General features: G+C 68.0%; 9 protein-coding genes. 3 read left to right on the forward strand and 6 right to left on the reverse strand.

Annotation, left to right across the window (positions count from 1 at the left end; translation table 11 throughout):
* Window positions 1-3: 3 nt before the first annotated feature.
* The gene (locus BMY35_RS23515; RefSeq protein ID WP_093204460.1) at window positions 4-1,821 is read right to left on the reverse strand and encodes a glutamine--tRNA ligase/YqeY domain fusion protein; all 1,818 of its coding nucleotides are present in this window, start codon (window positions 1,819-1,821) and stop codon (window positions 4-6) included.
* Between the two features lie 150 nt (window positions 1,822-1,971).
* Here BMY35_RS23515 and BMY35_RS23520 point away from each other — a divergent pair, with 150 nt between their 5' ends.
* A complete protein-coding gene (locus tag BMY35_RS23520) occupies window positions 1,972-2,319 on the forward strand; it encodes a hypothetical protein (protein ID WP_093204464.1) in 348 nt (115 codons plus the stop codon).
* 82 nt (window positions 2,320-2,401) lie between these two features.
* Here the strand turns inward: BMY35_RS23520 and BMY35_RS23525 are convergent, their stop codons facing one another.
* From BMY35_RS23525 to BMY35_RS23545, 5 genes are read right to left on the reverse strand one after another with little or no spacing between them, the layout of a single operon-like run.
* Window positions 2,402-3,238: a LytR/AlgR family response regulator transcription factor gene (locus BMY35_RS23525; protein WP_093204467.1), complete on the reverse strand. Its 837-nt coding sequence runs from the start codon at window positions 3,236-3,238 to the stop codon at window positions 2,402-2,404.
* A 29-nt stretch (window positions 3,239-3,267) separates the two neighbouring features.
* Window positions 3,268-4,329, reverse strand: a complete 1,062-nt coding sequence (locus tag BMY35_RS23530) for a sensor histidine kinase (RefSeq protein WP_093204469.1) — start codon at window positions 4,327-4,329, stop codon at window positions 3,268-3,270.
* Window positions 4,326-4,625: a 2TM domain-containing protein gene (locus BMY35_RS23535; protein WP_093204472.1), complete on the reverse strand. Its 300-nt coding sequence runs from the start codon at window positions 4,623-4,625 to the stop codon at window positions 4,326-4,328. The genes BMY35_RS23530 and BMY35_RS23535 overlap by 4 nt, the downstream gene beginning before the upstream one ends.
* Window positions 4,622-5,578 carry a sterol desaturase family protein gene (locus tag BMY35_RS23540; RefSeq protein ID WP_093204474.1) on the reverse strand — a complete coding sequence of 319 codons (957 nt, stop codon included), beginning with the start codon at window positions 5,576-5,578 and terminating at the stop codon, window positions 4,622-4,624. Before BMY35_RS23540 ends, BMY35_RS23535 begins: the two co-directional genes overlap by 4 nt.
* 33 nt (window positions 5,579-5,611) lie before the next feature.
* Entirely contained in the window at window positions 5,612-6,133 is a 522-nt protein-coding gene (locus BMY35_RS23545) for a DUF6622 family protein (RefSeq protein WP_093204475.1), read from the reverse strand.
* Window positions 6,134-6,391: 258 nt separating this feature from the next.
* On the opposite strand from BMY35_RS23545, the gene BMY35_RS23550 reads away from it, so the two are divergent.
* Both BMY35_RS23550 and BMY35_RS23555 read left to right on the forward strand, forming a co-directional pair.
* Window positions 6,392-8,089 carry an efflux RND transporter periplasmic adaptor subunit gene (locus BMY35_RS23550; protein ID WP_093204478.1) on the forward strand — a complete coding sequence of 566 codons (1,698 nt, stop codon included), beginning with the start codon at window positions 6,392-6,394 and terminating at the stop codon, window positions 8,087-8,089.
* A gap of 37 nt (window positions 8,090-8,126) precedes the next feature.
* Entirely contained in the window at window positions 8,127-11,246 is a 3,120-nt protein-coding gene (locus BMY35_RS23555; protein ID WP_093204480.1) for an efflux RND transporter permease subunit, read from the forward strand.
* Window positions 11,247-11,847 lie beyond the last annotated feature (601 nt).

Genomic DNA, 11,847 nt, shown 5'->3' on the forward strand with positions numbered 1-11,847 from the left:
GGCTTACTTGCCCCAGCTGTCCCGCATGCCGGCCGCGCGGTTGAACACCGGCTTGCCGACGATGCCGCTGGCCTTCGCGTCGAGCACGAAGTAGCCGTGCCGCTCGAACTGGATGCCGACGCCGGGCTCCGCCTTGGCCAGCGAGGGCTCGACGAAGGCCGAGCACACTTCCAGGCTCTGCTTGTTCAGCTCTTCCAGCAGTTCGCCGCTGCCCGGGTGGGCTTCGGCGAACAGGCGCTCGTAGAGCCGCACTTCGGCCTGCACCGCGTCGGCGGCGGCCACCCAGGTGATGTTGCCCTTCACCTTGATCGCGTCGGCGCCGGGCGTGCCGCTCTTGGTGTCGGGCACCAGCCTGGCCTGCACTTCGACGAGCTTGCCGTCGGCGTCCTTGGTGCCGCCGATGCATTCGATGACGTGGCCGTACTTCAGCCGCACCTTGTTGCCGGGGAACAGGCGGAAGAAGCCCTTGGGCTGCACTTCCTCGTAGTCGGTGCGCTCGATCCAGACTTCGCGGCCGAGCTTGAACTCGCGGTGGCCCATCTCGGGGTGGTGCGGATGGACGGGGGCCGAGCACGAGTCGAGCGCGTCGTCACCACCCATCAGCTCGCCCCAGTTGGTGATGACCAGCTTGACCGGGTCGAGCACGGCCATCGCGCGCGGTGCGACGGGATCGAGGGTGTCGCGCAGCGCGGCTTCTAGGCTGGCGTAGTCGATCCAGCCGCCCGACTTGGTGGTGCCGCTGCGTTCGCAGAACAGGCGCAGCGCCTCGGGCGTGTAGCCGCGGCGGCGCAGGCCGGCGATGGTGGGCATGCGGGGGTCGTCCCAGCCGTCGACGTATTTCTCTTCGACCAGCTGGCGCAGCTTGCGCTTGCTGGTGAGCACGTGGGTCACGTTGAGGCGTGCGAATTCGTACTGACGCGGGTGCGGGCTGGCGATGAGGCCGCCCTCGGCGAGGCGGTCGAGCAGCCAGTCGTAGAAGGGGCGCTGGTCTTCGAACTCCAGCGTGCAGATGCTGTGGGTGATCTGCTCCAGCGCGTCCTCGATGGGGTGCGCGTAGGTGTACATCGGGTAGATGCACCACTTGTCGCCCGTGTTGTGGTGGTGGGCCCGGCGCACGCGGTACAGCGCGGGGTCGCGCATGTTGATGTTGGTGCTGGCCATGTCGATCTTCGCGCGCAGGATGGCGGCGCCGTCGGCTACCTGGCCGTCGCGCATGGCACGGAAGCGCGCGAGGTTTTCCTCGGGCGTGCGGGTGCGGAAGGGGCTGTCGGTGCCGGGCGTGTTGAAGTCGCCGCGGTTCGCGCGCACTTCATCGGCGGTCTGCTCGTCGACGTAGGCCAGGCCGGCGCCGATGAGGTATTCGGCGGCTTCGTACATGAAGTCGAAGTAGTTGCTGGCGAAGTATTCGTGCGGCTGCAGCGTGCCGGGGGCGCTGGGGCGGTCGGCCAGGTAGGTTTCGTAGCCGAGCCACTTCACCGCATCGCGGATGGAGTCGACGTATTCCTGGTCTTCCTTTTCGGGGTTGGTGTCGTCGAAGCGCAGGTGGCTGACGCCGCCGTATTCCTTGGCCAGCTCGAAGTTGAGCCAGATGCTCTTGGCGTGGCCGATGTGCAGGTAGCCGTTGGGCTCGGGCGGAAAGCGCATGCGCACCTTGGCCGGATCGGTCATGCCCTGCGCATGATGAGCGGCGTTGCCGGGCGATCCGCCCCACTTGCGGCCAGAATAGGCACCCTGTGCGAGGTCGTTCTCGATCACGTGGCGCAGGAAATTGCTCGGAGCGGCGGTCGTTTTGGTACCGTTTTTGTCGGTCGGGGAGGTCATCGTTGCATTTTAGGGGTCACCCCTTATGGGTTACCTTTGGCAACTTTCTTCACAATGCCGAGTGCACCCTCTTTGCATTTGCCGCGTTCAATACATCACATGGGCGGTTCAGACCCGAACGCAGCCCGACCAAACAAGGAGTGCAGGATCATGAGCTTCACACGTTCAACCTTTTTCAAGTGGGCCGCCGCAGGCGCCGTGGCAGCCGGTGCATTGTTCGCCGCCACTTCGGCCAGCGCCCGCAGCGACGTGAGCTGGTCGATCGGCGTCGGCGTTCCAGGCGTGGCAGTGGGCGTGGGCAGCCCGGCCTACTACCCGGCCCCGGTCTACGTGCCGCCGGCCCCCGTCTATTACGCACCGCCGCCGCCGGTCTACTACCGCCCGCCGCCGGTGTATTACCGTCCGGCCCCGGTCTACTACGGCCCGCCGGCCTACTACGGCCCGCGCTACTACGGTCGCGGCTACTACCGCGGTCATGGCCACGGCCACTGGCGCTAAAACGCAACAGCATTCGTGACTGAATGAAAAAAGCCGGCCCCGAAAGGGCCGGCTTTTTCTTTGGGCGCTCGCCCGCCCGATTTCACATGGCGCGAAAAAGATGGGCGTACAGCCGGCTGACCGGAATCTTCTCGGCCCGCCCGCGCAGCATCAGGTGCAGCTTGCCGGCCTCGTCGCGGTGCACCGATTCGATGGCCGAGCTGCGCACCACCACCGCCCGGTGCACCTGCCAGAAGGTGTCGGCGTCGAGCTGGGGCAGCAGTTGCTTTAGCGGCGTGCGGATCAGGTATTCGTGCGTGGCGGTCAGCACGCGCAGGTATTTGTCGGCGGCCTCGAAATACAGCACTTCGTCGATCGGCACCATGCGCACGGTGCTGCCGCCGGCGTCGCTCGCGGCGATCATGCGCAGCGGAGCGGGCGTGGCCGAGGCCGCTCCGGCTCCTGCCGCGCCCAGCACCTGGCGCCACTGGGCGAGCGTCTGCTCCAGCGCCGCGTCGGCCAGGGCCGGCGTGGAGGGCGCCGGCTGCCTGGCTGTCAGCGCCTGCTGCAGCCGGCCGACAGTCTTGCGCAGGCGCTCGGGCTGCACCGGCTTGAGCACGTAGTCGATGGCCTGGGCCTCGAAGGCGCGGGCGGCGTATTCGTCGTAGGCCGTCACGAACACCAGTTGCGGCATGGGCGCTTCGTCGGCAGGCCAGCAGTCGGCCAGTTCGGCGGCGGCGCCGAGGCCGTCGAGGCCGGGCATGCGGATATCGAAGAAAAGCACCTGGGGCAGCAGCCGCAGGGCCTCGCGCACGGCGCTACGGCCGTCGCCTGCCGTGGCGACGATCTGCAGCTCGGGCCATGCGGAGGCCAGTTCGGCCTTGAGGGCCTGCGCGAGCAGGGGCTCGTCTTCTGCGATGAGGGCGGTAGGGTTGGTCATCTTGTCGTTGTTTTGTGGGGTGTTCGCATTCAGGTGGGCGCCGGGAAGCTCAGCGTGGTGCTGGTGCCGCCGGAAGGCGAGGGCTCGATGCTCATGCGGCCCTGCGCGCCGTAGACGGTGGCGAGCCGCTCGCGCACCTGCTCCAGCCCGAAGCCGCTGCCTTCCGAGGGCGGCGCCGCGCCGAGGCCCACGCCGGTGTCGTTCACCTCGATCACCAGCTGGCCGGCTTCCTTACGCGCACGCACGACGATCTCTCCGCCTTCCACCTTCGGCTCCAGGCCGTGGCGGATGCTGTTCTCCACCAGCGGCTGCAGCAGCAGTGGCGGCACCGGCGCGTCGCGCAGCTCCTGCGGCAGGTCGAGCGTGTAGCGCAGGCGCGCACCCATGCGCACCGACATCAGCTCCAGGTAGTCGCCCAGCCGCTCGAATTCGGCCGACAGCGGATGCGAGAGCGCGCGCGAGCCGCTCAGCGTCATGCGCAGGTAGCTGTTGAGTCGGTCGAGCATGGCCACGGCGCGCGGCGGGTCGACGGTGATCAGCACCCGCAGGTTGGCCAGCGTGTTGAAGAGCATGTGCGGCTCCAGCTGCGTCTCGAGCAGCTTGAGCCGCGCCTCGGTGGCGTTGCGCTGGGCCAGCTCGATCTGGCTCTGCATGTGCTTGCTCTTGCCGAGGCTGTAGAAGAAGAAGCACATGCCGACGGTCGCGATGATGGTGATCGTGACGCCGGTGGCCAGCTTGTGGCCCCTGATGTCGAGGAAGTCGAACCGGGGAGCTCCGAACACGGCGTCGCCGATGAGGTTGCCGACGAAGAAGCCGACGGCCACGCCCAGCGCGATCAGCATGAAGCCCCAGGGCCAGTTCGGCCAGTGGGTTTCACTGGCCCCGCTGAGCAGGAGCCGCCCCGTGTCGATGAACAGCCAACTGACCATCCCGATCGCCAGCGAATAGACCAGATGACCGGCCCAGTTCTCGCCGCCGGTGATGGTCATTGCGATGGCGATGAGGCAGCAGAAGACGGCGGTGATCAGGCCATGCCGCAGCATGTCCCGGATGTTTTCCGCGCGGAAGCGGCCTGGCGGCGTAGAACTCATCCCCGGTCCCGGCCCCCCAGCGCGCGGCGTTCGCGCTCCACCAGCCGGTCGTAGAAGCCACCGCCGGGAGCGATGAACCAGACCACGGCGCCATGGATCAGCAGGCCCAGGCCCCAGCCCATGAGCGGGTACATGGCCCAGCTGCGGCCGTTGGCGGCCGAGATGGTGACGAGGCCGACGTTGACCAGCACGTAGACGAAGGCGTGGATGTACCAGCCCATCTTGGCGCCGGCGCGGCGGCGGGCGAGGCGCTCGATGTCGGAGCGGGAGGAATCGGAGGATGCGTAGGAAGTCATGACAGCTCCTTGTATTGGACAGGAAGGAAATCGGTGGCGACGGCAGGCTGCCCCGCCGGCACCGCCTGCAGGGCCGCGCGCTGGCGCAGCTCCTCGGTGGTGTCGCCGGGGCCGTCGGGCTTCCAGCCCGGCGGCTTCACGAGGTAGCCGACGAAGGCGCGTACCGAGCGGGCCGAGGCGAGGTCGCGAAAGAGCGCGCGCCACTGGCCGAACTCGATCTCCAGGATGTTGTGCGTGGTGACCGGGTTGACCAGCCCGTAGCGGCAGGGCAGGTCGGCGCGCTCGGGAATGTAGGTGCCGAACAGGCGGTCGAACACGATCAGCACGCCGCCGTAGTTGCCGTCCAGGTATTCCAGGTTCGAGGCGTGGTGCACGCGGTGGGCCGAGGGGGTGTTCAGCACCCATTCCAGCGGGCCGAGGCGCGGGATCCAGGTCGCGTGAATCCAGAACTGGTACAGCAGGTTCAGCGTGAGCATCAGCAGGATCACCCGGGGCGGCATGCCAAGCAGCGGCGCCAGCATGAAGAAGGCCAGGGTGCCGGTGAGGCGGCCGGTCCAGCCGAAGCGGTAGGCGGCCGACAGGTTCAGCTGGTTCGGCGAGTGGTGGATGGCGTGGGTGCACCAGAACCAGCGCACCCGGTGCGCCGCGCGGTGGTACCAGTAGTAGCAGAACTCCTGGCCGATGAAGCAGGCGGCCCAGCCGGTCCAGTGGTCCATCGGCAGGGTGAAGAGGCGGTGGGCGTAGAACCAGTCCATCGCGCCGGTCCAGAAGGCCAGCGGCAGCAGCCAGCGCAGGGGGTATTCGCGCACCAGGAAGTCGAACACCGAGACGCCGGCGGCCTTCCAGTCGTAGCTGCGCCAGCCGTTGCGCCACGACAGCACCAGCGCCTCGGCGATGGAGGCGACGAGCACCACCGTGACGGAGATCTTGAGGATCAGCAAGAGCGCGTTCATGGCGGCGGTCCGGGAAGTCGTGGCTCGGGAATATTAGGCGGCGCGGGCGGCGGCCGACATAGCGTCAGTGCGGATGGCCAGCTTCCACAGCCGTACGGCGCGGGCCACGAAGACACCGGTGAACGCGCCGTAGAGCGCGGGCACCACGAGGGCGAGGACGGGCTGGTGGCGCATTTCGGGGTGCATGGCCAGCGTGGCGCCGACCACGTACTTGGTCAGGAAGATGCCCATCATGAGCATGAGCGGCACCGGGCTGCCGGCCACCTGGAACTGGCGCGCGGCCGCGTCGTAGCGGGTGGCGGCGTGCAGCGGGCGCTGCAGCACCAGCGCCGCCATCACGGCCGCGGCGGCGGCCCAGCCGAGCAGGGCGCCGAAGGAGTCGCCGAAGACCGAAACCACGCCGTAGACCGACAGGCCGCCCATGGCGACGGGCATCAGCGTCACGCGGGTCAGGCTCACCTCGTTGGTGAGCAGTTGCCGGGCGCCGAGCCACAGCAGCAGGAAGAACACGGCGAAGACCCACTTGGGCGTGTGAAGGATGATCTGCATCAGCATGGCGGCACTCCGTGGAAGGTGAAGGAATCCTGAAAGGGGACTGGAATCGATGGAGCAGACTGTGCCGGCGCCCGCCCGCAGCCGCCATCGGCGTGCGACGGAATGCATGCACGCGGCGCGAATTCCAGCCCGGCGGCGCGAATTGCGCAGGCCTGATGAACAGCTTTACCGCCCCTTTACGGGGCAGCAAAGAGCGGGGCTACCATTCCGCGCTGTACTACGCTGGTTCGCTTTCCGCACCTTTCGCACGCACCGTCCATGGAACAAGAAAAACCGACCGAGCCGCTGCCTTCCACCGTGTCTCCGACACATCCGACAGTGCGCAGGCGCCGCTGGGTGGGCGGCCTGCTGACCCTGCTGCTGCTCGTGGTGCTCGGCGGCAGCGCCTGGTACCTGATCCAGCGCTCGAAGACGCCCGCGGCCGGTCCCGGGGGCTTCCCCGGCGGAGGCCGGCAGGGCGGTCCCGGAGGTCCGGGCGGCCCTGGCGGTCCCGGGGGCCCCGGACGCGGCGGCGGCGGAGCGGCTTCCAGCACCGTCGGCATCGCCACGGCCCGACAGGCCGACATTCCGGTGCAACTGGAGGCGCTGGGCACCGTCACGCCGCTGGCCAACGTGGTCGTCCAGCCGCAGGTGTCGGGCGTGCTCACCTCCGTGCTCTTCCAGGAAGGGCAGATGGTCAAGAAGGGCGACGTGCTGGCCACCATCGACCCGCAGCCTTTCCAGAATGCGCTGGACCAGGCCTCCGGCGCCCGGCAGCGCGACGAGGCGCAGCTCGCGGCGGCGCGCGTCACGCTGCAGCGCTACCAGACCCTGCTGGGGCAGGACTCCATCGCCCGGCAGGACGTGGACACCCAGGCCGCGCTGGTCAAGCAGCTCGAGGGCACGGTGGCCATCGACCGCGCCAACGAGAACACCGCGAAGCTCAACCTCGCCTGGAGCCGCATCACCGCGCCGGCCAGCGGCCGCATCGGCCTGCGGCCGGTGGACGCGGGCAACTACATCTCCACGGGCACCACCAACGGCGTGGCGACCATCACGCAGATCGCGCCCATCGACGTCGAATTCGCCATTCCGCAGGACCGCGTGCCCGAGGTGCAGGAGCGCCTGGGCCAGGGCGCGAAGCTCGACGCCACCGCCTTCGACCGCACGCGCACGCGGCGGCTGGCGAACGGCACCTTCTCCACGCTCGACAACATGGTCGACACCGCCACCGGCACCGTGAAGGCCAAGGCCCGTTTCGCCAATGCCGACAACGCGCTGTTCCCGAACCAGTTCGTCAACCTGCGGCTGCTGCTGCGCACCGTGAACAGCGCGGTGGTCGTGCCCGTCACGGCGCTGCGCCACGGGCCCAACGGCGACTACGTATACGTGCTGAACGACGACAGCACGGTGTCCCAGCGTCCGGTGACGCGCGGCGAATCGAGCGTGGACAACGTGGCGATCATGTCCGGCCTGAAGGCCGGCGAGCAGGTCGTGACCGAAGGCGGCGACCGGCTGAAGGACGGCGCGCGGGTGCAGACCCAGGTCGACCGGCCGGCCGGCGCGGCGTCGGCACCCGCCGGCGGTGCGCGCGGCGGGCGCCGGCACGGTGGCGCCGGCGGTGCCAACGGTACGGCGGGGTCGAAGGGCGAGGCACCGGGCCAGGCCCCGGCGGCTCCCGCGGCAGCTGGCGCAGCACCCGCTGCCCCGGCTGCTCCGTCGGCGGCAACGGCTCCTGCCGCCCCGGCGGCGCCGGCGGCTCAGGCCCCGGCCGAACCAGCCCCGGCCCCCGCAAAGCTCCCGACCGCCGAGCAGCGCCAGCGCATGCTCGATTCGGCCAAGGACAACCCCGAACAACTCGAACGCCGCAAGCGCTTCCTGGAAGCGCTGGACCGTGGCGACCCGGCGGCACTGGAGCGCTGGCAGCGCATGTCCGAAGGCCGCGGCGAAGGCGGACAGGGCAGGCGCGGCCCATGACGAGCGGCGCTGAACGCAATCGCGCGGAGGCTTCCCGGTGAGTCCGTCACGTCCGTTCATCCTCCGGCCGGTGGCGACCTCGCTGCTGATGGTCGCCATCGTGCTGGCCGGCCTGGTGGCGTTCCGCTTCCTGCCGCTGTCGGCATTGCCGCAGGTCGACTACCCGACCATCCAGGTCCAGACGCTCTACCCGGGGGGCAGCCCAGAGGTCATGAGCAACACCGTCACCGCGCCGCTGGAACGCCAGTTCGGCCAGATGTCGGGGCTCGACCGCATGAGCTCGACCAGCGCGGCCGGTGTGTCGATCATCACGCTGCAGTTCTCGCTGGGCCTCACGCTCGACGTGGCCGAGCAGGAAGTGCAGGCCGCCATCAACGCCGGCGGCTCGCTGCTGCCGGCCGACCTGCCGGCGCCGCCCGTGTACGCCAAGGTCAACCCGGCCGACGCGCCGGTGCTCACGCTTTCCATCACCTCCGACACGCTGCCGCTCACCGACGTGCAGAACCTGGTCAACACCCGGCTCGCGCAGAAGATCAGCCAGGTCTCGGGCGTGGGGCTGGTGTCGCTCAGCGGCGGGCAGCGCCCGGCGATGCGCATCCAGGCCAACACCCAGGCGCTGGCGGCCAACGGCATCGGGCTGGACACGCTGCGTACGGCCATCTCGGCGGCCAACTCGAACGGCGCCAAGGGCAGCTTCGACGGACCGAAGCGCGCCTACACGATCAATTCGAACGACCAGCTGATGACGGTCGACGACTACAAGAACCTGATCGTCTCGTACAAGAACGGCGCGCCGATCCGCATGGTCGACGTGGCGCAGGTGGTCAACAGCGCCGAGAACAACCAGCTCGCCGCCTGGGCCGGCAACAAGGCCGACGGCACCAACAAGCTGTCGCCCGCGATCATCATGAACGTGCAGCGCCAGCCCGGCGCCAACGTGATCGCCACCGTCGACGCCATCAAGAAGCAGCTGCCCGAGCTGCAGGCCGGCCTGCCCGCCGGGCTGAAGATCGAGGTGCTGAGCGACCGCACGGCCGGCATCCGCGCCTCGGTGGAGCACGTCGAGATGGAACTGGTGCTGGCCGTGGTGCTCGTGGTGCTGGTGATCTTCGCCTTCCTGGGCAGCCTGCGCGCCACCGTCATCGCCAGTGTCGCGGTGCCCATCTCGCTGATCGGCACCTTCGGGCTGATGTACCTGCTGGGCTACAGCCTCAACAACCTGAGCCTGATGGCGCTGACCATCGCCACCGGCTTCGTGGTGGACGACGCGATCGTGATGATCGAGAACATCGCGCGCTACATCGAGGAGGGCGAGAAGCCCCTGCAGGCAGCGTTCAAGGGCGCGACGCAGATCGGCTTCACCATCATCTCGCTGACCGTGTCGCTCATTGCGGTGCTGATTCCGCTGCTCTTCATGGGCGACGTGGTGGGCCGCCTGTTCCGCGAGTTCGCGGTGACGCTGGCCATCACCATCCTGATCTCGGCCGTGGTGTCGCTCACGCTGGTGCCGATGATGTCGGCGCGCTGGCTCAAGCACGAGCAGAAGAAGCAGGTTTCCGACAAGGGCTTCGGCGCCCGCGCCCAGCGCTTCTTCAGCGGCGTGATGGTGCGCTACGACCGCTCGCTGCACTGGGTGATCGATCACCAGGCGCTCACGCTGCTGGTCGCGCTGCTGACGCTGGTGCTGACGGTGGTGCTCTACCTCTCGATTCCGAAGGGCCTGTTCCCCACGCAGGACACCGGCCAGCTCCAGGCCCGCGTGCAGGCCGCGCAGGACGTGTCCTTCGACCGCATGTCGCAGCTGCAGCTGCAGGCGGCGCAGGCCATCCTGGAAGACCCGGCGGTCGAGAACCTCAGTTCCTTCGTCGGCGTGGACGCCGCCAACAACACCATGCTGCACACCGGCAGCATGCTCATCAACCTGACGAAAAGCCGCGACAGCCAGCAGGAAGTGATGGACCGCCTGCGCGAGCGCGTGCGGCAGGTGGCGGGCGTCACGCTCTACCTGCAGCCCACGCAGGACCTGACCATCGACGCCGAGACCGGCCCCACCGAGTACCGCATGTCGCTCGAAGGCGTCGACAGCGCGGCCGTCACCGAGTGGATGAAGAAGCTCGTGGCGAAGCTGCAGGAGTCGGGCAAGGTGCGCAACGTGAGCAGCGACGCCGGCGCGCAGGGCCTCGCGGCCTTCGTGAACGTGAACCGCGACACCGCGGCGCGGCTGTCGATCACGGCGAGCACCGTGGACGATGCGCTCTACAGCGCCTTCGGCCAGCGCATCGTCTCGACCATCTTCACCGAGACGAACCAGTACCGAGTGATCCTGGAGGCGCAGCCCGGCATGGTGAACACGCCCCAGACGCTGGGCCAGCTCAGCTTGATCGCCGGATCGGGCACGGCCACGCCGCTGTCGGCCATCGCCCAGATCTCGGAGCAGCAGGCGCCGCTGCAGATCACGCACGTGGCGCAGTACCCGGCGAGCACGCTGAACTTCGACACCGCGCCCGGCGTCTCGCTCGGCGCGTCGGTCGATGCGATTCGCGCCGCCGCGAAGGAGATCGGCTTGCCGAGCAGCCTGACGATGACTTTCCTCGGGGCCTCCGGCGCCTATGAAAAGTCGCTGTCGAACCAGCTGTGGCTGATTCTTGCGGCCGTGGTCTGCGTGTACATCGTGCTGGGGGTGCTGTACGAGAGCTATGTGCATCCGCTGACGATCCTGTCCACGCTGCCGTCGGCGGGGGTGGGGGCGCTGCTGGCGCTGATGATCACCGGCAACGACCTGGGGGTGATCGGGATCATCGGGATCATCCTGCTGATCGGCATCGTGAAGAAGAACGCGATCATGATGATCGACTTCGCCATCGATGCTGAGAGGACTCAGGGGAAGTCTCCTCGGGAGGCTATTCATCAGGCTGCTTTGTTGCGGTTTCGGCCTATCTTGATGACTACCCTGGCGGCGCTGTTTGCTGCTGTGCCGCTGATGCTGAGTTTTGGGGATGGGGCTGAATTGCGGCGTCCTCTTGGGTTGGCGATTTTTGGGGGGTTGATCGTCAGTCAGCTGCTTACTCTGTTCACTACGCCTGTTATTTATCTGGCGTTTGATCGACTGGGTGGGGGGAGTTCGCGGCGGGTTGTTATTGAGGAGGAGGCGGTTTGAGTTGTATTGCCTCCTGTGGCTGGTTTGCTTTTCGAGGCCGGGTCTCGCCCCGGCGGGCGACCTACTTTTCTTTGCTTCGCCAAAGAAAAGTAGGCAAAAGAAAGGCGACCCTACTGTCTGTGTCCCTTCGCTTCGCTACGGGCAACCTGCGGTGCTCGGCGCAGGAGGGGGTCCGCAGAACTCGCTTCGCTCAAACAGCTGCGGCCCTGATCCCTCCTGCGCCTGCGCTCCTCGGCACAGCCAGAAGGGAGTGGGACGCGCCATCGCTGCGCTCGGCTACCGAACAGCCGCTGCAGGCCTTCGCTTCGCGCGGCGGCGCATTGAGGCCCCGCGGCTTCGCCAAACCCGACTCCCCATTCCAAGCACAGCAAGCGCGAAGCGCTTGCTGTGCCTTGGTGGCCGAGCAACGCGACGGCCCGCAGGTTTTCAATCCCCTCTGGCTGCGCCGAGGAGCGCAGCGTTTCGCGGATAAGGGCCGCAGCTGTTTGAGCGAAGCGAGTTCTGCGGACCCCGCGAAACGCGAGCACCGCAGGTTGCCCCGTAGCGAAGTGAAGGGGTCGCAGACAGTGGGGTCGCCTTTCTTTTGCCTACTTTTCTTTGG

Source organism: Variovorax sp. YR750 (genome assembly GCF_900109805.1).
Lineage (GTDB): Bacteria > Pseudomonadota > Gammaproteobacteria > Burkholderiales > Burkholderiaceae_C > Variovorax > Variovorax gossypii.